Here is a 22473-nt window from a genome sequence, read left to right on the forward strand (position 1 = left end):
GACGCCCACGTCATGCCCGGGTCGATCGTCCGTCAGAGGGCGGTCGAGGCTTGGCAGACTGGATCGATGACCGATGACGTCGTGGACCTCGACAGCAAGTTCGCCCTCTTCGCCGAGCCGTGGTCGCCCAAGCTCGTGGCGCGCGTCAACGACTACGAGATCAAGCTCGTCAGGCTCGAGGGCGAGTTCGTCTGGCACACCCATGAGGACACCGACGAGCTGTTCCTGGTGGTCGAGGGGCAGCTGACCATCCAGCTGCGCGATCGCGACGTCGTCCTCGGACCCGGACAGCTGTTCGTGGTGCCACGCGGGGTCGAGCACTGCCCGCGCGCGGACCACGAGGTGAAGGCCCTGCTCCTTGAGCCTGCCGGCGTCGTCAACACGGGAGATGCAGGCGGCGACCTGACCGCTGTCGTCGAGGCGATCTGAGCCACCTTCGTGGTCAGCTTCCATGGTGGGTTCTCCTCGAAGCGAGAAGGCAGACGGAGGCATGCCGCCGGCTGCGGCCGACGGCATACCTCTCGTGGGTGCGCCGCGGTCAGGCGCCTTCCCTCACCTCGTAGATCGAGTCCGCCACGAGGCCGTGCGCGTCACGATGCACGGTGTGGGCGGCCTCGGCGTCAGGCGCCTCGACGAGGCAGAAGATCTGGCCCCGGTCCTCGTCGACCCAGTAGCGCAGGTAGCTGACGCCGTGCGGTCCCTGCGTGGCGAGGTCGGCCTGGTGGGCTTGTGCGACGGCGTCCATGGTGACCCCGTCGCCGAGGGAGTGGATGTCCATGAAGAGCGGCATGCTCGTGGTCCTTTCTGGTGCGGAATGGATACGTCCAGCGTCGCCGTCCGGGACCGCAGGGTCATGGGTGGTGGCTACCCATCCGCTCGTGGGGCGCCACCCATCTTGAGCAGCTCACGTCGGCTCGACACCCCCAGCTTCGCGAGGACCGAGGACACGTGGTGCTCGGCCGTTCGGCGGGAGATGACGAGCTGCTCGGCGATCGCGGCGTCCGTGCACCCTCGCTCGAGCAGGTCGAGCACCTCCGCCTCTCGCGCGGTCAGCCCCGCAGGGTGCTCGCGCGTCGACGTGCGGGGGGCACGTGACGTCGCCCACCCGTGCCCTCGCATCTCCGTCCGGGCGCGTGCAGCCGCCGCGTGGGCGCCGAGTCGGTCGAAGCCGGCCACTGCCTCGGCAAGCGCCTCCCGCTCGCCGCTCCGTGCCAGCGCGAGGCTCCGGTCGAACGGGCACCCGAGCGACTCCCAGCTGTCGGCGGCCTCGCGCCACGCCCCTGCCAGCTCGGCCGCGAACGGGGGAGCCACGCGTCCGATCGCCGCCGCCCCTCCGAAGGCCTCGAGCCGGCCGGCATCCGGTCGATCGGCGCCCAGCCAGCGCGCCACGCTGCCGCGGTTCCACGGGCCCTCTGCTGACTTGACGATTGGCCACGCCTCTGCTGCCAACGTGGCGGCGCGTCGAAGGTCGCCTCCGATCCAGGCGATCTCACACCTGGCGCCGACCGCAGGTACCACGCGCTGGATCTCGTTCGTGCCGGAGGCCAGCGTCCACACGCGCGCCAACGGCTCGTCGACGTCCCCCTCGCCGGTGCGGCCACACACGTGTGCAAGCGTGACGAGGGGCTGGATGGCGTCGATGACGGGAAGGTCGGGACGGCTGAGAAGCATCTCGGCGCAGGCCTTGGCGCGGCCCAGGTCGCCGCGGTCGAGATGCAGCTGGGCCTCCCAGCCCTCGAGATAGCGGGTCCACGAGTCCAGGTCGCGCTCGGTGCAGTACTCGAGACCCTCGCTCAGGTAGCGGCGTGCAGCGTCGTGCCGACGTTGGAGCACCGCAGGAGAGGCCAGGTTGCAGTAGGCCCGGGCGGCGTGCTCGTGCAGCTCGTGGGTGCGAGCCTGGTGCAGGCTTTGGTCCAGCAGCATCGTTCCGCCCACGATGTCGCCGGCGGCGAGCTCCATGGCGCCGAGGTTGTTGAGGGCATGCACCCGCACCTCGGTGCGCTGGGCGTCGGGTAGGGATTCGGCGAGCTCGAGGCTCCGTCCGGCCCACTCTCGCGTGCCGGCGAGGTCGTCGGCGAGCATCCTCAGCTGTGCCCGGTTGCTGTAGGCGAGCGCCAGCTCGTACGTCCCGGTGCCCTCCAAGAGGTCGATGGCTACCCGCGCCATCGACTCCGCGTCGTCGTTGCGGCCGGCCATCCAGCTGAGTCGCGACAGGGAGCGCCACGCGTCGCCGACCCGGACCGTCGTGTTGGTCCGCTCCCAGATCTTCCGGGCCGCCCCCACTGCCGTGATCGCTTCGTCGATGTGGTCGGTGAGGTAGAGCTCGTAGCCGAGGCCCCACAAGAGCTCGGCGTGCCGCTCGGGGGGCACTTCCGTCTCGCCCAGCGCGTCGGCATGGTGCAGGGCGCGCCGGTACTGCTCGGCGGCCTGTCGGTGGGCACCGAGCCTGGACGCTCGTGCCCCCGCCTCCGGGGCGTGCTCCAGCACGGAGCGGGCCAGGCCGGCGGCGTCGGCGTGGTGGGCCAGCCGGGCCGGGTCGGCCCCGCGAGCCTCCAGCGCGGCGAGGAGCCGGCGGTGGATGTGGATCCGGCGCCCCGCGGGGACCTCGCCGGCGACGGCGAGCCGGCCGAGCTCGTGCCGAAACGTGATGTCGTGGTCAGTGTGGATGAGCAGTCGCCGGCGGAGGGGCTCATCGATGACGAGGAGTCCCTCGGTCAACAGCTCCTCCAGCACGTCGGGCTCGACCCGCGACCCGGCCAGCGCGACGATTTCGAGCGCCCGGCGCGCCGGCTCGGGCAGCCGTGACACTCGCGCGAGCACGGCATCCCGCACGGTGGGTGGAACCCCCGTCGTGTCGCCCCAGAGCACCTCGGTGACGAAGAACGCGTTGCCACCGGTGACGTCGTAGAGGTGACCGGCATCGAGCGCCACGGAACCCGACAGCTGCCCGGCCCGCTCCGTGGCGAGGGTGGCCACCGCACGGGGGCTCAGGGCCGGGAGATCGATCCGACGCGTGCCATCAGCGGACGCCGTGTCTCCCAACAGGATTCGCAAGGCACTGCCGATGTGAGTGTCCTCGGGACGATACGTCACCAGCACCAGAGCGCGACATCCGTGGATCCGACGCGCCAGGTGACGCACGAGGTCGAGTGTTGCCTCGTCCGCCCAGTGCGCGTCCTCGATGACGAGGAGGTAGGGCTCGCCGGGTGGCGCGGCCCGGAGGGCGTCGACGACCCGGGCGAAGACCTCCGGACGGGAGGCGTCCTCGGACCAGACACCGGCTGGCAACGTGGGCAGCATGTCTCGCAGCGGCCCCAGCGGCGCCGGAGTGGCCGACCCGTCACAGGCGCCGATCCCGACGCGGGCGAGGCCCGCAGCCGCGGTCGCGGCCGCGGTCACGAACGACGTCTTGCCGATACCGGCCTCACCCGAGACGAAGACGAGCCGACCCCGTCCCGCGGCCGCCTCCTCGAGGTGGCCCGCGACGGCCCGGAGCTGCTCACGGCGCTCGAGAAGCGTCACCTGTCGATGCTAGGTCGTGCTCGCGCGCGCGGGTCAGGGTTCGGCGAGACCCGCGGGCCGGTCGCTCAGCGGCCTCCGGCCTGCCGGGTGATGTAGCTGACGGCGACGAAGGACCGGAAGGCCGCGAGCGCATCGTCCGACTCGATGCGGATGGTCCGGGTGCCGACGCGCTCGGCGCCCTTGACCCAGCTGCCGACCTCGGCCATGTCGGCGGTATGCACCTCGAGCTCGAGCCGCACCGGCCTGTCGAGCTGCGGCGGCCGGAGCCGGCCGTCGAGCGCGCGCCTGACCGCTTCGGCGGCCGCCTCCTCGATCCGCTCGCGAGCCACGCGCGGGTGCAGGCTGCTCGCGGCGAAGCGGGTGATCGAGTGCTTGGTGATGACCGTCGCGGCCTCTGGGGCAAAGGGCGACGTCTCGGTGATCGTCACCTCGTCGCCGGTGACCAGGCCGATCGGCACCCCGAAGTGCGCGGCCACGAGGGCGTTGATGCCGCTCTCGCCGACCTCGGTGTCGCCGATCCGCGCGGCGGAGAACACCTCCGGGTTGTAGGTGTGCGACAGCGTCGACGACTCCCCGGAGATCGAACCGTGGTAGCCGACCAGGAAGACGACGTCGAAGGAGTCGTCGAGTCCCTCCATCATGTAGAGCGGCTTGTGGCGACCCGAGATGTAGCTCGCGTCGTGGGACAGGTCGTCCGGGTCGAGATTGCGCATCTGTCCGTGCGAGTCGTTGACGACCACCTGGGTGGCACCTCCGCGCACGGCACCTTCGATCGCCGCGTTCACCTCGCCGAGCGTGAGGGCGCAGCCGATGTCGTATGCCGTCGTCCCCTCCCGACACTGCGTCCAGTCGACGATCCCTGCCACGCCTTCGAAGTCGAACGACAGGTAGGCCTTCACCGCACGTCCTTGAGCCGGCCCCACGCGTGCCACCGGTCGATCTCGACCCAGGCGCTGACGCGCGGGCGGTCGCGGACGGCATACGCCTTCCCGGTGTAGTGCCGGGCGATCCGGTCGATGTCGCGCAGCTCGGCGTCGTCGACGATCTCGGCGACGCGGCCCAGGATGCTGATGTGAGTGATCCAGTCACCTGGGTCCATGGCGCTGAGGCTCACCCGCGGGTTGGTCCGCAGATGATCGAGCCGCTTCCGCCCGGCATCCATGTTGACGAGCACTCTGCCGTCCTCGTAGAGGTACCAGGTCGGCACGGAGACCGGCTGCCCGTCCGGACGCACGGTGCTGATCGTCGCGTGCCAGGGCTTGACGAGCTCGTCTGCCACGGCTGCCGGCAGGGGTGGCTTGGGCACGAAGACTCCTCTGGTCGGGCTTCCCACCGTAGACCGCCGCCCCGCTGCGCGGCGGTCACGAGTCCCAGGCGGGGAAGCCGGGACGAGACTCGTGACCGCCGGATCAGGGGACGGCCGCGGGCGTCAGGCGAAGGCGACGAAGGCGATCGGGTTGGACGTCGGCTGGTCCGAGCCGCCGGCGGGCTCGACCGTGATGCCGGCGCCCTTCGAGTGCGTGGCGTCGCCGCTCAGCACGACGACCTGGTCGCCACCCCCGGGCATCAGGCCCGCGGAGGTCATGTGACCCGTCGCGTCCTGGAGCCACAGCTGGAAGACCTTGCCGGCGGGCGGCTGCGCCATACCCGAGGTGATGAGGACGGCCCGGTGGAGAGAGCTGGACCGGACCACGGTGGCTGTGGCTCCGCCTGCGAGGCGTTCCCCGTAGCGTGTCGCGTCCGACGCGGCGAGCACCTGGTCGGCCATGACCCGCTGGGGATCCTGACTGACCTGGCGCCACACGGTGAACCCGCCGATGGCGAGCACCGCCACCGTGGCGGCTGCCACGACGAGGCGCCAGCCCCGGCCGAACCCACGACCTGCGCGGGACCGGCGGCGTTCCGCGAGCTCGTCGGCCGTACTGTCCTCGGCCGGTTCGCTGCCCTCGGCTGGTTGGGGGGCCTCGATCGGCGGCAGCGGACGCACGGTCGAGATCTCGGCGAGCACCTTGGCCCGGAGCGACGGCGGCGGCGCGACCTCGGTCAGTGCCGACAGCTGGTGCGCGGCGGCGACGAGGCTGTCGACCTCGGCCTGGCAGGCCGAGCAGCCGGCGAGGTGGCGCTCGAACCGCGCCCGCTCGACCTCGTCGAGGGCGTCGACGGCATACGCGCCGGAGAGCGCGTGGATGTCCTCGCTCACAGGGTCACCCCCAACGTGTCTCGTAGTCTGATGAGTCCATCACGGATGCGTGTCTTGGCGGTCCCGAGCGGCAGGTCGAGCATGCTTGCCACCTCCGTGTGCGTGTACCCCGAGAGGTAGGCCATCTCCAACGCCTGCCGTTGGACCGGGGTGAGCGTCTCCAACGCCCGATGAACCCGCTCCGCATCGAGCCGTTCGACGACGGCCTCCGCGGTGGAGTCGTGCGTGACGTCCTGGTTGCTGGCGCCGTAGCCCTCGTCGCGGTTGCGAGCCGCCTCCGCCGACCGGACCCGGTCGACGGCCTTGCGGTGGGCGATCGTGAGCATCCACGACATCGCCGCACCCTTGCTCGGGTCGAAGCGTGCGCTGTGCCGCCAGATCTCGAGGAAGACCTCCTGGGTGACCTCCTCGGACTGGGCGGGGTCGCGCACGACCCGGCGGACGAGACCGAAGAGCCGGGAGGAGACCGCGTCGTAGAGCTCTGCGAACGCCGTCTCATCGCCGGTCGCCGCTCTGTGGAGCAGCTGCTCCAGATGGACTGGGCGGGCGGCCCCCTCCGGCGACTCATCGCCGGAGGGGACCACCGAGAACCGTGACATGGGGTCCATTGTGTCGCCCGTCGTCGTGCTCTGCGTCAGCCTGGTCGGCAGACGATCAGGGCATCAGCACGCCGTCGATGATGTACACCGTGGCGTTGGCGGTCGGGACGTTGCCGCAGATGACCTTCGCGTCGGCCTTGCCGACGGTGAAGTTCTCACCGGAGCCCTTGACCGTGATCGTCGTGCCGGCGAGCGTCTTGTGGTCGCCCGCGAGCTGGTCCGGCGAGAGCTTGCCGGCCACGACGTGGTTCGTGAGGATCTTGGTGAGGGTCGGCTTGTCGGCGAGGACCTTCTGGAGGTCGGCGGCCGGGATCTTGGCGAACGCGTCGTTGACGGGCGCGAAGACGGTGATCTCGGGAGCCGAGTTCAGGGTGTCGACGAGGCCGGCCTGCTTGACGGCGGTGACGAGGGTCGAGAGCAGCGGGTTGTTGCTCGCGGCGGTCGCGACCGGGTCGGTGGCCATGCCGTTGAACGAGCCCTTGCCGTCCTTCGGCACGGCCTGGCAGCCCGGGCCGAAGACGGCCGATGCGGCGTCCATCGAGGCGGACGAGGACATCGTGTCGGACGGGGTGTTCGACATCGTGTCGGCGGGCGTGCTCGCGGCAGGCGTGCTGCCACCGGAGGGCGCGGCGTCGCTGGAGCTGCTGCAGGCCGCGAGGCTCAGGGGCAGGGCGATGGCGAGGGCGACGAGGCCGGTACGGGTCTTCATGCTCTTCATGTCAGTCACTCCTTGTGGCTGTGTGGTGCACGGTCATAGGGGGTTCGGGGCCGCTCGGGCTCCGGATTGCTTGTCGGACAAGTTTTTTCGCGGGTTTCTCGGTCGTATGCGTTCACGCGACGGTCACCACCACCTCCTGGATGCCGCTCGACCCGCTGGGGAACGGCGTGGCACGTTCGGTGATCTGTGCCTGTCCCTTGAGGTCGGTCGCGCGCACGGAGATCCGGTGCAGCCCCGGCTTGGCGTCCCACGGGACGTACCACTGGCGCCAGTAGTCGACACCGACGTCGGGCCCGAGCTTTGTTGCCTGCCAAGGGCCGTCGTCGATCTTGACCTCGACCTTGCCGACACCGCGGTGCTGGGCCCAGGCGACGCCGCCGATGGCGGTCGTGCCGGCCTTGATCGTCGACAGCGGCGCCGGGGTGTCGATGCGGGCGCTCGTCTTGATGGGGGCGTCCGTCGCCCACTGGCGCTTCGTCCAGTAGGACTGGTCGGCGGCATACGTGGTCAGGGTGAGCTTGGTCAGCCACTTCGTCGCTCCGACGAAGCCGTAGAGGCCCGGCGTGATGAGGCGGGCCGGGAAGCCGTGGGTGTCGCTGAGCTGGGCACCGTTCATGCCGATGGCGATCATCGCGTCGCGTCCGTCGCGGACGACGCCGAGCGGCGTGCTGATGGTGAAGCCGTCGACCGCGGTGCTCAGCACCTGGTCCGGGTTGCCCTTGGTGCCGGCCCGGTCGAGCACGTCGGTGAGCCGGACGCCGAGCCAGCGGGCGGCGCCGATGTAGCCGCCGCCGACCTCGTTGGAGACGCAGGTCATGGTGATGTCGCGCTCGATGAGCGGCATCGCGGCGAGCTCGGCGAAGGTCAGGGTGAAGGGCTTCTCGACCATGCCGCCGACCTCGAGGGTCCAGCTGTCGACGTCGACCTTCGGCACGCTGAGGTTCGTGTCGACGCGGTAGAACTTCTCGGTCGGCGTGCGCAGGGGCGAGATGCCGGGGACCTTCGTCTCGAGGCCGGCCGGCAGTGGCTTGGCCTTGTCAGCGGCGGCGGGCAGGACGACCTTCTTGATCGTCTGGGCCCCGCTGCGGAGCTGGCCACCGACAGCCGCGAGCACCGAGAGCGCGGTGACGCCGAGCGCGCCGACGACGAAGCCTCGGCGGCTGGCGCCGGAGCGGGTGCCGAGATCGGCACCGAGGCCCGCATCTGGGCCCGCGCCGCGGTCGGCGTCGCCCGCGGCGCCGGCCAGGCGCGCGAGCCAGACGAGCGTGGCGACGCCGGCGACCATGGCGGCGAGGGCCGGCAGCGCGTCGAGGGGACGGGCCGCGGGTCGTAGCAGCGCAGCGGCACCGGCCAGCCCGGTGAGCAGCACGATGAGACCGACAGCGAGCGGCATCCGGCGGCGGGCGAGCAGACCCGCCACGGCGGCGAGGACGAGCGTCACCACAAGGACCGAGCCCTGCAGGATCAGCTTGTCGTTGGTCCCGAAGGTTGCGATCGCCCACTCCTTGACGGGCGTGGGGGTCAGGTCGATGACGGTCGACCCGATGGCGAGCACCGGCGACGATGCAGGGGCGAGGAAGCCCGCGACGAGGTGGCCGGCGGCGATCCCGGCCACCGCGGCGAGGATCCCGCTGAGGGCAAGTCGTAGGCGCATCATGCCTCGTGCTTCGGCGCGAGGGGGCGGACCGGATTGTCCGGCGCCGTCGACGGGAGTCCGGGAAGAGCGTCGCGACCCCGGTTGTTGACCGCACGTGAAGAAGATCGGATTCCTCTCGTTCGGGCACTGGAACCCGTCCCCCCACTCGGGGACGCGGTCGGCGGCCGACGCCCTGCTCCAGTCGATCGACCTGGCCGTCGCCGCCGAGGACCTCGGCGCCGACGGTGCCTACTTCCGGGTGCACCACTTCGCTCGCCAGCTGGCGTCGCCGTTCGCGCTGCTCGCCGCGGTCGGGGCGCGCACGAGCCGGATCGAGATCGGGACCGGGGTCATCGACATGCGCTACGAGAACCCCCTCTACATGGCCGAGGACGCGGGCGCCGCGGACCTCATCTCCGGCGGCCGGCTCCAGCTCGGCATCAGCCGGGGGTCACCCGAGCAGGTCGTCGACGGCTTCCGCTACTTCGGCTACGAGCCGAACGACGGCGACCATGCCGGCATGGCCCGACAGCACACCGAGGTCTTCCTCGACGTCCTGTCCGGCCGGGGCTTCGCCGAGCCCAACCCGCGACCGATGTTCCCCAACCCGCCCGGCCTGCTGCGCATCGAGCCGCACTCGCCCGGCCTGCGCGACCGCATCTGGTGGGGTGCCGGGAGCCGGGCCACCGCGGAGTGGACGGCTGAGCAGGGCATGAACCTCATGAGCTCGACCCTGCTCACGGAGGACACCGGGGTGCCCTTCCACCGCCTGCAGGCCGAGCAGATCCAGCGTTTCCGCGATGCGTGGACGGCGGCCGGCCACGAGCGCGAGCCGCGCGTCTCGGTGAGCCGCAGCGTCTTCCCCATCGTGAGCGACCTGGACCGGGCGTACTTCGGCCGCGAGTCGGCCAGCCAGGACCAGGTCGGCATCATCGACGGCGGCACGGCGCGTTTCGGCAAGACGTATGCCGGTGAGCCCGACCAGCTCGTCCGTGACCTCGCGGAGGACGAGGCGGTCGCGGCCGCCGACACCCTCCTCATCACCGTGCCCAACCAGCTCGGTGTCGACTACAACGCCCACGTCATCGAGAGCCTCCTGACGCACGTGGCGCCCGAGCTCGGCTGGCGCTGAACGGGTTCAGCCGCGGCTGAGCAGTCGGCGCAGCGTCGAGGCGTAGGCGGCGCACGCCACCCTCGACACGACCGGGTCGAGGATCGCCGGCACCGCCCGCACCCCGATCCGCTGCGCCCAGACGACCGCCGAACCAACTGCGGTCGGCGTCACCCTCAGGTCGATGACACCGCGGACCACATTGCCCTCCTTGCGGATCCGCGCGTGACCAGCCGAGGTCGATGTCGGCGGGACGATGGCCTCGACGACCATGACGTCGTCGAAGCCCATCGGCCCCAGTCCGGTCCGGGCGGTGAAGCGAGACCCGTCGACGAGCTCGCCGGCCGTCATCGCGTCACCCGTCACCGTGGTGAGCGGGATGACCGCGGTGTGCGCGCGTAGGTCGAGGATGCGTCTCCACGCCTCCGGGGCGGGCAACGGGGGGTCGAGGTGCACCTCGAAGTCGGCCATGCCCACAGTCTGTCCGGTCCCGGTCCCCGTGACACCTGTCATGCGCAGGACGTGACGCGTGCTGCTGACGCGTCACGTCCCGCCGCGGGAGAGTGGGGCCATGACCACCACATACTCATCGGTCGCCGGCGCCTCGGGGGCGCCGGCGGTCGAGCTGCGTTCGCTCGTCAAGACCTTCCCTGCCCGACGCGGGTCGCACGACACGGAGGTCCGCGCCGTCGACGGCGTCGACCTGCGCATCGAGCCCGGCGAGGTCGTCGCATTCCTCGGCCCCAACGGGGCGGGCAAGACGACGACCCTCGACATGGTGCTCGGGCTCACCGAGCCGACGACCGGGACGGCCCGGGTCTTCGGCCACCGGCCCCGCGAGGCGGTCGTCGCCGGCCACGTCTCCGCCGTCCTCCAGACCGGCGGCCTGCTGCGCGACCTCACCGTCCGCGAGACCGTGCGCATGATCGCGTCGACGTATGCCGCCAGCACCCCCGTCGACGAGGTGATCGACCTCGCGGGGTTGAGGGCGCTGGCCGACCGCCGCGTGTCCAAGTGCTCCGGCGGTGAGCAGCAGCGGCTCCGTTTCGCGCTGGCCCTGCTGCCGGACCCGCGGCTGCTCGTCCTCGACGAGCCGACGGCAGGCATGGACGTGACGGCCCGCCGCGACTTCTGGGACACCATGCACGCCGACGCGAGCGCGGGGCGCACCGTCGTCTTCGCGACGCACTACCTCGAAGAGGCCGACGCCTTCGCCGACCGCATCGTCCTCATCGCCGGTGGCCGCATCGTCGCGGACGGCACGACGGCCGAGATCCGGTCCCGCGCGAGCGGCCGCACCGTCTCGGCGACCCTGCCGTCGAGCTCGCTCGCCGCGGCCGTGGCGCGACTACGCGCCGTCGACGGCGTCCGCGACGTCGAGGAGCGCGGCTCCCGGGTGGTCGTCACGGCCGCCGACTCGGACGCGGTGGCGCGGATGCTGCTGCTCGACCTCGACGGCACCGACCTCGAGATCGTCACCGCCGGCCTCGAGCAGGCCTTCATGACCCTGACGGGCGACGAGCGCGACGGCCGTGGCGCCGGAGCCCACGACCACGACCAGGACCACGCAGAGGAGCTCGTCCGATGAACGTCACCTTCACCCTGCTCGAGATGCGGCGCATCACGCGCGACTGGAGCGGCATGTTCTTCACCGCCGTCCTGCCGGCCTTCTTCTACCTCATCTTCGGTGCGACGGTCGACGCCAAGGACGCGAGCATCGGCAATGGCAACGTCGCGATGTACGTCATGATCAGCATGGCCGCCTACGGCGCCGTCACCGCGACGACGAGCATCGGCGGCAACGCGGCCGTCGAGCGACAGCAGGGCTGGGGTCGCCAGCTCGGGCTCACCCCGCTGGCCGACTCGTCCTACATCGCCATGAAGGCGCTCATCGCGATGACCGTCGCCGCCGTGCCGGTCCTGCTCACCTTCACCCTCGGCGTCGCCACGGGCGCCAGGGGCTCGGCGCAGGCCTGGGCCCTCAGCGCCCTGCTCGTCCTCGGCGGTTCGGCGGTCTTCGCGCTCTACGGCCTGCTCATCGGGACGGCCTTCCGCTCCGAGGCCGCGGTCGGCGCGGCGGCGGGGACGCTCGTCATCTTCGCGTTCCTCGGCAACCTCTTCATCCCGCTGTCGGGTGCGCTGCTGTCCTTCGCGAAGCTGACCCCGCTCTACGGGTATGCCGCCCTGGCCCGCTACCCACTGACCGAGGGCTACCTCCCCGACGGCACGCGTGACCCGCTCTGGCTGCCGATCGTCAACGTGCTCGCCTGGCTCGCGATCTTCGGCGTGCTCGCCGTGGTGCTCGTCCGCCGCGGGCGGGAGCGCCAGTGACGGAGCAGGTCAGTGCCGTGACCCCGTTCGCCGAGCCGGCGAGCGGGGCGCCGGGGCGCAATCCCTGGGAGCGCTACGGCTGGGTGGTGCGCGGGGTCTGGCTCGTCTTCCTCGTCTTCCCCGTGCTCTCCCTCGTCACGGTGGCCCGGCCGTGGTGGCAGACCGTGGTCGGACTGCTGCTCGTGGTCGTCTTCGCGGTCACCTACGTCGTCGGGTCGCAGGGCCTCGAGCGGCGACCACGGGGGGCGGCCACGACGCGTCACGCGACGGCATACCTCGTGGTGCTGCTCGGGTGCACCGCCGGGACGGCACCGCTGATCGGGGCCGGCAGCCTCGGCTTCCTGCCGTTCGTCGTCGCCTTCGGCATGTTCGCGCTGCCGCTCGCGTGGGCGATCGCCCTCGGCGTCGTCGCGACCGTCATCGCCGGCAGCGCGGCCATGCTCGCCGACCCTGACGAGGGCACGTGGAGCGTGGCGATCATCGTCTTCGCCGTCGGGGTCATGACGGGCGGTGTGCGGATCGTCGCCGACCGGGGTGAGGACTACGAGCGGATGTCGCGTGACCTCGCGATCGTCGAGGAGCGCGAACGCGTGGCTCGGGACGTGCACGACGTGCTGGGTCACTCGCTGACCGTCGTCACCGTCAAGGCGGAGCTCGCCGAGCGCCTCGTCGACCTCGACCCCGAACGGGCCAAGGAGGAGCTGGCCGAGATCCAGGCGCTGAGTCGTCAGGCGCTCGCCGAGATCCGGGCCACGGTGGGCGGGCTCCGGGTGGCGCGGCTCGGAGACGAGCTGGCCGCCGCGAGGACGGCCCTCGCAGGCGCCGGGATCGAGGCCCACGTCCCTGAGGCTCCTGGTGTCGTCGACCCGCGCCACCGCACGGTGCTCGCCTGGGTGCTGCGGGAGGCGACGACCAACGTCGTGCGCCACAGCGATGCCGACACGTGCTGGGTCGAGCTCGCGACGAACCGGCTCACCGTCCGGGACGACGGGCGCGGCCTCGGCGGGCGCCCCGAGGGCAACGGCATACGTGGGCTGCGTGAGAGGGTCGGGGCCGCGGGGGGCCGGCTCTCGCTCGAGACGGGCCCGGAAGGTCATGGAACCGTGCTGGAGGTGACGCTGTGAGCGAGACGATCAAGGTGCTGCTCGCCGACGACCAGGCCCTCGTGCGTGGGGCGCTCGCGGCGCTGCTCGCGCTCGAGCCCGACCTCGAGGTGGTCGCCGAGGTGGGCCGGGGCGACGAGGTCGTCGACGCGGCCCGAGTCTCCGGCGCCGACGTGTGCCTGCTCGACATCGAGATGCCGGGCGTCGACGGCATCGCCGCCGCGGCCGCCGTCCGCAGCGCCCTGCCCGGGGTGCGCACCCTCGTGGTGACGACGTTCGGCCGGCCGGGCTACCTGCGCCGCGCGCTCGAGGCGGGGGCCTCCGGCTTCGTCGTCAAGGACACCCCCGCGCGCCAGCTCGCCGAGGCCGTTCGCCGCGTGCACGCCGGTCTGCGGGTCGTCGACCCCTCCCTCGCCACCGAGTCGCTCGTCGACGGCGCCAACCCTCTGACCGACCGGGAGCGTGAGGTCCTCGGTGTGGCGCTGCGCGGCGGCACGGTCGCCGCCATCGCCGGGGTCGTCCACCTGTCGCAGGGCACGGTGCGCAACCACCTCAGCTCGGCCATCGGCAAGACCGGCACCTCGACCCGCGCCGAGGCCGCTAGGGTCGCCCAGGACCGCGGCTGGCTCTGAGCCCGGACGTGTCGAGTCGGGGCACCCTGGCTCGACGTCGTGGTGGAGGCTGGGACCGACCCGGCACGCACCCGACACGCGCGCGATACCCCCGCGATACCCCGCGACACCCACGCAAGGAGAGCCATGCGCTACCTCATGATCCACAAGATCGACGAGTCCCGCCCCGAGGCGTCGAACCCCAGCCCGGAGTTCCAGGCCGCGATGGGCGCGTTCATGCAGGAGTGCGCCGCGTCCGGGGTGCTGCTCGCCGCCGAGGGCGTCACCCAGAGCAAGGACGGCGCCGTCCTGCGCAAGACCGAGGGCGGCGGCGTCACCGTGACCGACGGGCCGTTCACCGAGGCCCGTGAGGTCGTGGGCGGTTTCGCCGTCGTCAAGGTCGACAGCAAGGAGCAGGCCCTCGAGCTCGCTCAGCGGTTCATGTCGCTCTTCGAGGAGGTGTCGGTGGAGGTCCGCCGCATCTACGAGTTCGAGGACCTGCCGCCGCAGTCCTGACCTGGGCTGTCCTGACCCCACCGTGGACGGTCGCGCCCCCTCCCGGGGGTGCGAACGTCCACGCGGTCGTATGCGGTCAGGCCGCGGCGGGTGCCGGCCGGCTGCCCGTGCTTCCCGTGCCGGCGGCGCGACGGGCCATGAAGGCCGCGACGATCTCCGCGATGCCGATGAGGATGAGCATGATGCCCGCGAGCCGGGCGAGCAGCACGAGCGAGGACCCGGGGAAGATCGCCACGACGAGGCCGGCGATGATCGACACGACGCCGCAGACGATGAGGAAGACGCGGGTGCCGGTCGTGCGGTCCGAGCCGAAACCCTGGGCCAGGGCCGCGATGCCCTCGGCGATCCAGCCGATCGCGATGAAGATCGCGATGACGAAGAGCGAGGCGTTGGGTCGGAAGAGGCAGATCACACCGGCGACGATCGAGAGCACCCCGAGCCCCATCGAGACCGGCCGGAGCCAGCCCGGATCGCTCGGCAGGTCCCGGCTGACCGAGAGGCGCACGGCCCCGGCCGCGATGAGCTGCAGTCCGAAGGTGATCGCCACGACGAGAAGGGTCGCCTCGGGCCAGACGAGGACGATCACGCCCAGGACGAGGGACAGGATGCCCAGGGCGACGAGGGGCCCCGACCAGCCGGCCGGGCTCGTGGCGGGTGATGCCGGGTTCGGGACGGTCCTCGACATGGCTTCCTCCTGAGGGTGAGGTGATGCCCGAGATGCGACACCTCCATCTTCGTCCCGGACGGCCATCCGCGCATGCGTTTCGGGCGTGACCCGCGCGACGGCACACGGCAGCCGTGGCGACCCCTCCGGCTGACCGATAGCGTCGGCGAGGTGAACATCATCTTCGTGGAGCCGTCGTTCCCGGCGAACCAACGTCGCTTCGTCCACGCGCTCGCCTCGGTGGGGGCGAACGTCTACGGCATCGGCGAGTCCGACGAGGCCCACCTCGGCGACGACGTGCTGGGTGCGCTTCGCGGCTACTACCGCGTCGGGTCGGTGACGAACGTCGACCAGATGGTCGAGGCCGTCCGTCACTTCCAGGGCAAGGTGTGGATCGACGCCCTCGAGGCGACCGTCGAGGCGCACACGATGCCGGCGGCGCAGGTGCGCGAGGTGTGCGGCATCCCCGGCACGAGCGTGCGCACGACCTGGCTGTGCCGCGACAAGCCGTCGATGAAGGAGGCGCTGCGCCAGGCCGGGGTCCCCACGGCTGCCAGTGCCGCCGTCGACTCCGCCGCCGAGGCGCGCGCCTTCGCTGAGCGCGAGGGCTACCCGCTCATCCTCAAGCCGCGTGCCGGCGCCGGGGCGCAGGGAACGGTCCGCGTCGACAGTGACCACGAGCTCGAGGAGGCGCTGGCCGCATACGGCCGCGAGGGCGCGAGCTCGATCGCCATCGAGGAGTTCGTCGAGGGCCACGAGGGCTTCTACGACACGATCACCCTCGACGGCCACGTCGTGCACGACTGGGCGACGCACTACTACCCCAACGTCCTCGAGGCGATGCGCCACCGCTGGATCTCGCCGCAGTTCATCACGACGAACCGCGTCGACGAGCCGGGCAACGCCTTCTACGCCGAGGTCCGCGACCTCGGCCGCCGCGTCATCGAGGCGCTCGGCATCGAGACGTCAGCCACGCACATGGAGTGGTTCTACGGCCCGAAGGGCCTCAAGTTCAGCGAGATCGGTGCCCGGCCGCCGGGCGTCGGTGCGTGGGACGTCTACTCAGCCGCCAACGAGGTCGACGTCTACCGCGAGTGGGCGCACGTCATCACCCACCGCGCCCCCGAGCAGCAGATGAAGCGGACGTATGCCGCGGGCATCGTCGCGCTGCGCCCCGACCGCGACGGGTCGGTCACCGGCTACACCGGCATCGACGAGATCCAGTCGCGCTACGGCGAGTGGGTCATCGACGGCCACTTCCCGCCGGTCGGCCACGGCACCCAGGCGGTCGAGGCGGGCTACATGGCCAACGCCTGGGTGCGTCTGCGCCACCCCGACTTCGACACGGCGCGCGCCATGCTCGACGACGTGGGCCGCACCATCCACATGCACGCGGGCTGAGCCCCCGCCGATGTCGACGACGATCCTGCTCGGGCCGCAACGCTTCACGACGACGGTCGGTTCGACCGTGCGCGCCCTCGAGCTGACCGGGCGCATCGCCATGGTCAACTCCGGCTGGGAGGAGCGCGAGTCCGACGACGCCGAGCTCGCCGGCCACCTCGACGGCCGTGGCGTCAACCTCCGGCTGCACCACCGGATGCTCGACGTGCTGGCCAAGGACAGGCACGTCGCCGCGGCGGTGCTCGCGTTCCGCGACCGCATGGACGAGCTGCGCGCCTTCTACGGCATCCGGCTGCAGGCGGCGATCGACGCCGTGCAGGCGGTCGCCCACCGCACTTCGCTGCACGCCGTCGGTCCGGTCGCCGAGGAGGCCGCGATGGAGGCCGTGCGCGACGTCGACCGGTGGTATGCCGAGCAGCTCGCCGAGCTGTACCGCTCGACCCGTGCCCTCGCGGCGTCGGACGAGAACGGCACGGTCGGGTGGCACCAGGGCGAGATCGGCGCGATCCTCGACGAGTGCGAGGCCGTCGTCATCGCCGGCGGCAACGTGCGCACCCTGCTCTGGACGCTCCGTTTCTTCGACGTGACGATGAGTCGCGAGCAGACGGTCGTCGCCTGGTCGGCGGGGGCGATGGCGCTGACGGACAAGGTCGTCCTCTTCCACGACTTCACCCCGCAGGGAGTCACGGCGGCCGAGGTGCACGACACGGGGCTCGGCCGGCTGCCCGGCCTGATCGCGCTGCCGCACGCCAAGCGGCGCCTGCAGCTCGACGACCACGAGCGGATGTCGGTGCTGGCGAGGCGCTTCGGTGAGCACCGGCTGCTGCTCCTGGACGACGGCGCCGTCGTGCGCTTCCCCGACGGCGCGACCGACCTGCCTCCGGGCGCCCGCGTCATCGACCGCACCGGTCACGTGTCCGTGGTGGGCGCCGCATGAGTGCCATGGAACGCCTCGCCATCAACCTGCTGCGCGATCGGATGCCGCTCGACGGGCCGATGATCGACCGCTTCCTCGAGCGCCACGGCTGCCCGATCGTCGAGGGCGAGCGGGCGACCTTCCTCTACCGCGGCCACGTCGACGAGGTGTGGGTGCGGCACCGGGTCGTCGGTCTGCCGGACCCGTTGCCGCTCAAGAGGATCGGTGAGTCCGACCTCTGGGCCGTGACGACCGTGCTGCCCGAGGGGTCGCGGGTCGAGTACCAGATCGAGATCCGCAAGGGCGAGCACTACGAGCGCTTCAACGACCCGCTCAACTCCCGTCTGGCCCACAGCCCGATGGGGTCGTCGTCGGTGTGCGCGGCGATCGGCTACCGCGTGCCCGAGTGGGTCGCCGTCGACCCGGAGGCCCGCCCCGGCACCCTCGTCGAGGAGCAGGTCCGCAGCAAGGCCCTGCGGCGCGACCAGCCGGTGCAGATCTACCTGCCGGCCCGCTTCAACCGGGCGCAGCGCTACCCGTTGCTCGTCGTGCACGACGGCACCGACTACCTCCAGTTCGCCGCGATGAAGACCGTCCTCGACAACCTCATCCACCGGCTCGACATCGACCCGCTCGTCGCGGTCTTCGTGCCGCCGCGCGACCGGCTCAAGGAGTATCCCAACCACGCCCCGCACGCCCGGTTCATCGCGCGCGAGCTCGTGCCGATGCTCACCGAGCGACTGCCCCTGGTCGACGCCCCGGAGGCGCGCTGCCTCATGGGCAGCTCGTTCGGCGGCGTCGCCTCGCTCTCGACGGCGGTGCGCTATCCCGGCTTCTTCGGCTCGCTGCTGCTCCAGTCGGCCTCCCTCGTCTTCACCGACATCGGCTTCGAGCACGGCGGCGGTCCGGCGTTCGACCCGGTCGTGAAGTTCGTCAACCGCTTCCGGGAGAAGCCGACCGCGGTCGTCGACCGGATCTTCATGTCGTGCGGCGTCTACGAGCCGCTCATCAGCCCGAACCGGTCGATGGTCCCGGTCTTCCGCCAGACCGGCATGACAGTGCGCTACACGGAGTCGCGCGACGGCCACAACTGGGAGAACTGGCGCGACCGGCTCGGCGACGGCCTGTCCTGGATCTTCCCCGGACCCCAGAAGTTCGTCTACGAGTGAATGCAACTGAGAGGGCAGGCAATCCATGAAGATGACCGACCGGTGGTACTCCGACCGTCTGGGCCAGGACATCAGCGTTGCGAGGTGGGGCACCTACGGCGCGCCCGTGCTGCTCTTCCCGACCGCGGGCGGTGACGCGGAGGAGGTCGAGCGGCACCACCTGATCGCCCACCTCGAGCCCCTCATCGCCGCGGGCCGGGCCAAGGTCTACTCCGTCGACAGCGTCGCCGGCCGCGCCCTGGCCCAGCACCGCGGCACCGTCGAGCACCGCCTCGCCCTCTTCAACGCCTTCCACGAGACGATCGCCCGCGAGGTGATCCCGGCGATCCACTCCGACCTCGGCGGCCACCACGTCCCGGTCACCGTCGCCGGCTCGTCCATCGGCGCCTTCAACGCCCTCGCCATCACCTGTCGCTACCCCGAGCTCGTCCAGTCGGCGGTCTGCATGAGCGGGACGTACGCCATCGAGAAGTTCCTCGGCGGCCACGTCAACGACGACCTCTACTTCAGCTCGCCGCTGCGCTTCCTGCCCGGCCTCGAGGGCCCGTCCCTCGACCTGCTGCGCACCCGGATGGTCGTGCTGGCCTCGGGCAGTGGGCGGTGGGAGGACGTCGGGGAGTCGCTTGCCGTCGCCCACGTGCTCGGGAGCAAGGGCATCCCCAACCGCGTCGACGACTGGGGCAGCGCCTACGACCACGACTGGCCGACGTGGTGGGCGATGCTGCCGCTCTACCTCGACGACCTGCTCCCGTGATCGGGCGCCCCTTCCTGCTGCTCACCTCCCGCGTCGACGACGCGCTGGCCGAGCAGGAACGGGCGGCGTTCCTGCGGCTGACCGGCCTCGGCGCAGACGCCGTCGTGCACGTGCGCCTCGAGGAGGGACCCGTCCTGCCCCTGGACGTGACGGCATACGCCGGCGTCGTGCTGGGCGGCAGCCCGTTCACCGTGAGCGAGCCGGACTCGGCGAAGTCGCCCACCGAGCGGCGCGTCGAGGGGGAGCTGACCGTGCTGGTGCGCGAGCTCGTGGCGCGCCAGGTGCCCTTTCTCGGGCTCTGCTACGGCGTGGGCGTGACGAGCCTCGCGCTCGGCGGCGTCGTCGACCGGACCTACGGCGAGCCCGTCGGCACGACGACCGTGCGCGTCACCGCGGCGGGTCGTGACGACCTGATCTTCGGGTCGCTGCCCGAGGTCTTCGCCGCGTTCGTCGGGCACAAGGAGGCGGCCACCGAGCCGCCGCCGGGCGCCGTCGTCGTGGCGACCAGCGACGCGTGCCCGGTGCAGGGGTACCGGGTCGGGCCGTGCGCCTGGGTCACGCAGTTCCATCCCGAGCTCGAGGCCGAGGCCTTCGTCGAACGGATCCGGGCCTACGCCCACCTCGGCTACTTCCGGCCGGACGAGCAGGACGCGATCATCGAGGTCGTCCGCGCCGCCGACGCGTCGGCCGCGCACGACGTCCTGCGCCGGTTCGTCGCCGAGTTCGCCTGACCCCGGCCGGGACGGCCCCGTGGGTCGGCGGGGCGCCGTAGCGTACGTCGCATGGAGACGAAGAGCGCCGCCGCGCGCACCGCATCCGGCCCGTCGCGGGGGTCGCACCCCGCCGACGTCCACGACACGATCCGGGTCCAGGGGGCCCGGGAGAACAACCTCAAGGACGTCAGCCTCGAGCTGCCGAAGCGCCGGCTCACGGCCTTCACCGGCGTCTCGGGCTCGGGCAAGAGCTCGCTCGTCTTCTCCACGATCGCTGCCGAGTCGCAGCGGATGATCAACGAGACCTACAGCGCCTTCGTCCAGGGCTTCATGCCGTCGCTGGCCCGGCCCGACGTCGACCACCTCGAGGGACTGACGACGGCCATCATCGTCGACCAGGAGCGCATGGGGGCCAACCCCCGCTCGACCGTCGGCACCGCGACCGACGCCAACGCCATGCTGCGGATCCTCTTCAGCCGCATCGGGACCCCACACATCGGACCGCCGACCGCCTTCGCCTTCAACGTCCCCACCCGAGTCGCGAGCGGCGTCATGAAGACCGACCGCGGCAACCGGACGGAGACCTCGATCGTCCGCGAGGCCGTCTACCAGGGCGGCATGTGCGCACGCTGCGAGGGGATGGGGTCGATCAACGACTTCGACCTCACCGCCATCTACGACGAGTCCAAGTCCCTCTCGGAGGGCGCGCTGCTCGTCCCCGGCTACAGCATGGACGGGTGGTACGGCCGGATCTTCAGCGGTGCCGGCCTGCCCATGGACAAGCCGATCGCGAAGTTCACCGACAGGCAGCGGCAGAAGCTGCTCTACGGCGAGCCGGAGAAGATCAAAGTCGAGGGCGTCAACCTCACCTACGAGGGTGTCCTCACCAAGATCCAGAAGTCGATGCTGTCCAAGGACCTCGACGCGATGCAGCCGCACGTGCGGCGGTTCGTCGAGCGCGCGGTCACCTTCACCACGTGCCCGGACTGCCGGGGCACCCGCCTGTCCAAGGAGGCGCTGTCCTCGAAGGTCAGGGGCAAGAACATCGCCGAGCTCTGCTCGATGCAGATCAGCGACCTCGCCGAGTGGCTGCGCGACGTCGACGAGCCGTCGGTCGCGCCGCTGCTGCGCGGGCTGCAGCACCTGCTGGACTCGTTCGCCGAGATCGGCCTGGGCTACCTCTCGCTCGACCGCCCGGCCGGCACGCTCTCCGGGGGAGAGGCCCAGCGCACCAAGATGATCCGGCACCTCGGCTCCTCACTCACCGACGTGACGTACGTCTTCGACGAGCCGACGATCGGCCTGCACCCGCACGACATCGCGCGGATGAACTCGCTGCTGCTCCAGCTGCGCGACAAGGGCAACACGGTCCTCGTCGTCGAGCACAAGCCGGAGACCATCGCCATCGCCGACCACGTCGTCGACCTCGGACCAGGAGCCGGCACCGCCGGTGGCGAGGTCGTCTTCGAGGGCACCGTCGAGGCGCTGCGCCGGAGCGACACCATCACCGGGCACCACCTCGACGACCGGGTCAGCCTCAAGCAGGCCCTGCGCCAGGGCTCGGGGGCGATGGAGATCCGCGGAGCGTCGACGCACAACCTGCGCGACGTCGACGTCGACATCCCGCTCGGGGTGCTGTGCATCGTCACCGGCGTCGCCGGCTCCGGCAAGAGCTCGCTCGTCCACGGGTCGCTGGCCAAGCGCGAGGGGGTCGTCGTCGTCGACCAGGGCGCGATCCGGGGCTCGCGCCGCAGCAACCCGGCGACCTACACCGGCCTGCTCGAGCCGATCCGCAAGGCGTTCGCCAAGGTCAACGGCGTCAAGCCCGCGCTCTTCAGCTCCAACTCCGAGGGCGCGTGCCCGGCGTGCAACGGCGCCGGCGTCATCTACACCGAGCTCGGTGTCATGGCGACCGTCGAGTCGACGTGCGAGGAGTGCGAGGGCCGGCGCTTCCAGGCCGCGGTGCTTGACTACGAGCTGGGCGGACGCAACATCGCCGAGGTGCTCGCCATGCCGGTCACCGAGGCGCTGGAGTTCTTCGCCGACGGCGAGGCCCGCACCCCGGCCGCCCACACGATCCTGACGCGGCTCGCCGACGTCGGTCTCGGCTACCTCACCCTCGGGCAGCCCCTCACCACGCTGTCCGGCGGGGAGCGCCAGCGCCTCAAGCTCGCCGCGCAGATGGCCGAGAAGGGCGACGTCTACGTCCTCGACGAGCCGACGACCGGCCTGCACCTCGCCGACGTCGAGAACCTCCTCGGCCTGCTCGACCGGCTCGTCGAGTCCGGCAAGTCGGTGGTCGTCATCGAGCACCACCAGGCGGTCATGGCGCACGGCGACTGGATCATCGACCTCGGTCCGGGCGCCGGCCACGACGGCGGCAACGTCGTCTTCGAGGGGACGCCCGCCGAGCTCGTCGCGGGCCGCGCCACGCTCACCGGTGAGCACCTGGCGGCCTACGTCGGCGCCTGAGCGGTATCACCGCGCTCGGGAGTGCCCTCTGAGGTGA

General features: G+C 71.4%; 23 protein-coding genes. 13 read left to right on the top strand and 10 right to left on the bottom strand.

What is annotated here, in order from left to right; all coding sequences use genetic code 11:
• The first annotated feature begins 66 nt into the window (after positions 1-66).
• The gene (locus AB4030_RS07180) at positions 67-429 is read left to right on the top strand and encodes a cupin domain-containing protein (protein ID WP_442278516.1); all 363 of its coding nucleotides are present in this window, start codon (positions 67-69) and stop codon (positions 427-429) included.
• A gap of 109 nt (positions 430-538) precedes the next feature.
• Here AB4030_RS07180 and AB4030_RS07185 read toward each other — a convergent pair whose 3' ends face one another.
• From AB4030_RS07185 to AB4030_RS07220, 8 genes are all read right to left on the bottom strand, one after another.
• Positions 539-790 carry a DUF4242 domain-containing protein gene (locus AB4030_RS07185; RefSeq protein WP_442278517.1) on the bottom strand — a complete coding sequence of 84 codons (252 nt, stop codon included), beginning with the start codon at positions 788-790 and terminating at the stop codon, positions 539-541.
• Between the two features lie 74 nt (positions 791-864).
• Positions 865-3522, bottom strand: coding sequence for an ATP-binding protein (locus tag AB4030_RS07190; RefSeq protein ID WP_442278518.1), 2658 nt, complete (start codon positions 3520-3522; stop codon positions 865-867).
• 65 nt (positions 3523-3587) lie between these two features.
• On the bottom strand, positions 3588-4421 hold the full coding sequence (locus AB4030_RS07195; protein WP_442278519.1) for a M55 family metallopeptidase: 834 nt from the start codon (positions 4419-4421) through the stop codon (positions 3588-3590).
• Positions 4418-4828 (bottom strand): TIGR03618 family F420-dependent PPOX class oxidoreductase, encoded by a 411-nt coding sequence (locus AB4030_RS07200; protein ID WP_442278520.1) that lies wholly within the window; start codon positions 4826-4828, stop codon positions 4418-4420. The genes AB4030_RS07195 and AB4030_RS07200 overlap by 4 nt, the downstream gene beginning before the upstream one ends.
• A 123-nt stretch (positions 4829-4951) precedes the next feature.
• A complete protein-coding gene (locus AB4030_RS07205) occupies positions 4952-5722 on the bottom strand; it encodes an anti-sigma factor (RefSeq protein WP_442278521.1) in 771 nt (256 codons plus the stop codon).
• The gene (gene sigK / locus AB4030_RS07210; RefSeq protein WP_442278522.1) at positions 5719-6330 is read right to left on the bottom strand and encodes an ECF RNA polymerase sigma factor SigK; all 612 of its coding nucleotides are present in this window, start codon (positions 6328-6330) and stop codon (positions 5719-5721) included. Before sigK ends, AB4030_RS07205 begins: the two co-directional genes overlap by 4 nt.
• A 46-nt stretch (positions 6331-6376) precedes the next feature.
• Positions 6377-7039 (bottom strand): fasciclin domain-containing protein, encoded by a 663-nt coding sequence (locus tag AB4030_RS07215; RefSeq protein WP_442278523.1) that lies wholly within the window; start codon positions 7037-7039, stop codon positions 6377-6379.
• A gap of 112 nt (positions 7040-7151) precedes the next feature.
• Positions 7152-8696, bottom strand: coding sequence for a molybdopterin-dependent oxidoreductase (locus tag AB4030_RS07220; RefSeq protein ID WP_442278524.1), 1545 nt, complete (start codon positions 8694-8696; stop codon positions 7152-7154).
• A 94-nt stretch (positions 8697-8790) separates the two neighbouring features.
• On the opposite strand from AB4030_RS07220, the gene AB4030_RS07225 reads away from it, so the two are divergent.
• Positions 8791-9807 carry an LLM class flavin-dependent oxidoreductase gene (locus tag AB4030_RS07225; protein WP_442278525.1) on the top strand — a complete coding sequence of 339 codons (1017 nt, stop codon included), beginning with the start codon at positions 8791-8793 and terminating at the stop codon, positions 9805-9807.
• Positions 9808-9813: 6 nt separating this feature from the next.
• On the opposite strand, the gene AB4030_RS07230 is transcribed toward AB4030_RS07225, so the two are convergent.
• Positions 9814-10257: an SRPBCC family protein gene (locus AB4030_RS07230; protein ID WP_442278526.1), complete on the bottom strand. Its 444-nt coding sequence runs from the start codon at positions 10255-10257 to the stop codon at positions 9814-9816.
• A gap of 100 nt (positions 10258-10357) precedes the next feature.
• Here AB4030_RS07230 and AB4030_RS07235 point away from each other — a divergent pair, with 100 nt between their 5' ends.
• The 5 genes from AB4030_RS07235 to AB4030_RS07255 all read left to right on the top strand — a co-directional run bounded on the left by AB4030_RS07235 (position 10358) and on the right by AB4030_RS07255 (position 14347).
• Positions 10358-11374 (top strand): ABC transporter ATP-binding protein, encoded by a 1017-nt coding sequence (locus AB4030_RS07235; protein ID WP_442278527.1) that lies wholly within the window; start codon positions 10358-10360, stop codon positions 11372-11374.
• Positions 11371-12117: an ABC transporter permease gene (locus AB4030_RS07240; protein ID WP_442278528.1), complete on the top strand. Its 747-nt coding sequence runs from the start codon at positions 11371-11373 to the stop codon at positions 12115-12117. Before AB4030_RS07235 ends, AB4030_RS07240 begins: the two co-directional genes overlap by 4 nt.
• Complete coding sequence (locus AB4030_RS07245) at positions 12114-13241, top strand: sensor histidine kinase (protein WP_442278529.1); 1128 nt, start codon at positions 12114-12116, stop codon at positions 13239-13241. The genes AB4030_RS07240 and AB4030_RS07245 overlap by 4 nt, the downstream gene beginning before the upstream one ends.
• A complete protein-coding gene (locus tag AB4030_RS07250; protein WP_442278530.1) occupies positions 13238-13852 on the top strand; it encodes a response regulator transcription factor in 615 nt (204 codons plus the stop codon). The genes AB4030_RS07245 and AB4030_RS07250 overlap by 4 nt, the downstream gene beginning before the upstream one ends.
• A gap of 126 nt (positions 13853-13978) precedes the next feature.
• Positions 13979-14347 (top strand): YciI family protein, encoded by a 369-nt coding sequence (locus AB4030_RS07255; RefSeq protein ID WP_442278531.1) that lies wholly within the window; start codon positions 13979-13981, stop codon positions 14345-14347.
• 76 nt (positions 14348-14423) lie between these two features.
• Here the strand turns inward: AB4030_RS07255 and AB4030_RS07260 are convergent, their stop codons facing one another.
• Positions 14424-15032 carry an HdeD family acid-resistance protein gene (locus AB4030_RS07260; protein ID WP_442278532.1) on the bottom strand — a complete coding sequence of 203 codons (609 nt, stop codon included), beginning with the start codon at positions 15030-15032 and terminating at the stop codon, positions 14424-14426.
• Between the two features lie 150 nt (positions 15033-15182).
• Here AB4030_RS07260 and AB4030_RS07265 point away from each other — a divergent pair, with 150 nt between their 5' ends.
• The 6 genes from AB4030_RS07265 to AB4030_RS07290 are packed head-to-tail and all read left to right on the top strand — an operon-like array spanning position 15183 to position 22436.
• Entirely contained in the window at positions 15183-16412 is a 1230-nt protein-coding gene (locus AB4030_RS07265; RefSeq protein ID WP_442278533.1) for an ATP-grasp domain-containing protein, read from the top strand.
• 10 nt (positions 16413-16422) lie between these two features.
• On the top strand, positions 16423-17349 hold the full coding sequence (locus AB4030_RS07270) for a Type 1 glutamine amidotransferase-like domain-containing protein (protein WP_442278534.1): 927 nt from the start codon (positions 16423-16425) through the stop codon (positions 17347-17349).
• A complete protein-coding gene (locus AB4030_RS07275; protein WP_442278535.1) occupies positions 17346-18497 on the top strand; it encodes an alpha/beta hydrolase in 1152 nt (383 codons plus the stop codon). The genes AB4030_RS07270 and AB4030_RS07275 overlap by 4 nt, the downstream gene beginning before the upstream one ends.
• A gap of 25 nt (positions 18498-18522) precedes the next feature.
• Positions 18523-19251 (top strand): esterase family protein, encoded by a 729-nt coding sequence (locus tag AB4030_RS07280; protein ID WP_442278536.1) that lies wholly within the window; start codon positions 18523-18525, stop codon positions 19249-19251.
• Positions 19248-19982, top strand: a complete 735-nt coding sequence (locus tag AB4030_RS07285; protein WP_442278537.1) for a glutamine amidotransferase — start codon at positions 19248-19250, stop codon at positions 19980-19982. The genes AB4030_RS07280 and AB4030_RS07285 overlap by 4 nt, the downstream gene beginning before the upstream one ends.
• A gap of 51 nt (positions 19983-20033) precedes the next feature.
• On the top strand, positions 20034-22436 hold the full coding sequence (locus tag AB4030_RS07290; protein ID WP_442278538.1) for an ATP-binding cassette domain-containing protein: 2403 nt from the start codon (positions 20034-20036) through the stop codon (positions 22434-22436).
• Positions 22437-22473: the final 37 nt, after the last annotated feature.

It is taken from the genome of Terrabacter sp. 2YAF2 (genome assembly GCF_052114705.1).
Lineage (GTDB): Bacteria > Actinomycetota > Actinomycetes > Actinomycetales > Dermatophilaceae > Terrabacter.

Bases quoted from the DNA above. Each gene is read 5' to 3' on its own strand.
- AB4030_RS07180 (WP_442278516.1), top strand. From the start codon at position 67: ATGACCGATGACGTCGTGGACCTCGACAGCAAGTTCGCCCTCTTCGCC.
- AB4030_RS07240 (WP_442278528.1), top strand. From the start codon at position 11,371: ATGAACGTCACCTTCACCCTGCTCGAGATGCGGCGCATCACGCGCGAC.
- AB4030_RS07275 (WP_442278535.1), top strand. From the start codon at position 17,346: ATGAGTGCCATGGAACGCCTCGCCATCAACCTGCTGCGCGATCGGATG.
- AB4030_RS07185 (WP_442278517.1), bottom strand. From the start codon at position 790: ATGCCGCTCTTCATGGACATCCACTCCCTCGGCGACGGGGTCACCATG.
- AB4030_RS07230 (WP_442278526.1), bottom strand. From the start codon at position 10,257: ATGGCCGACTTCGAGGTGCACCTCGACCCCCCGTTGCCCGCCCCGGAG.
- AB4030_RS07215 (WP_442278523.1), bottom strand. From the start codon at position 7,039: ATGAAGAGCATGAAGACCCGTACCGGCCTCGTCGCCCTCGCCATCGCC.
- AB4030_RS07255 (WP_442278531.1), top strand. From the start codon at position 13,979: ATGCGCTACCTCATGATCCACAAGATCGACGAGTCCCGCCCCGAGGCG.
- AB4030_RS07260 (WP_442278532.1), bottom strand. From the start codon at position 15,032: ATGTCGAGGACCGTCCCGAACCCGGCATCACCCGCCACGAGCCCGGCC.
- AB4030_RS07235 (WP_442278527.1), top strand. From the start codon at position 10,358: ATGACCACCACATACTCATCGGTCGCCGGCGCCTCGGGGGCGCCGGCG.
- AB4030_RS07270 (WP_442278534.1), top strand. From the start codon at position 16,423: ATGTCGACGACGATCCTGCTCGGGCCGCAACGCTTCACGACGACGGTC.
- AB4030_RS07220 (WP_442278524.1), bottom strand. From the start codon at position 8,696: ATGATGCGCCTACGACTTGCCCTCAGCGGGATCCTCGCCGCGGTGGCC.
- AB4030_RS07290 (WP_442278538.1), top strand. From the start codon at position 20,034: ATGGAGACGAAGAGCGCCGCCGCGCGCACCGCATCCGGCCCGTCGCGG.
- AB4030_RS07280 (WP_442278536.1), top strand. From the start codon at position 18,523: ATGAAGATGACCGACCGGTGGTACTCCGACCGTCTGGGCCAGGACATC.
- sigK (WP_442278522.1), bottom strand. From the start codon at position 6,330: ATGGACCCCATGTCACGGTTCTCGGTGGTCCCCTCCGGCGATGAGTCG.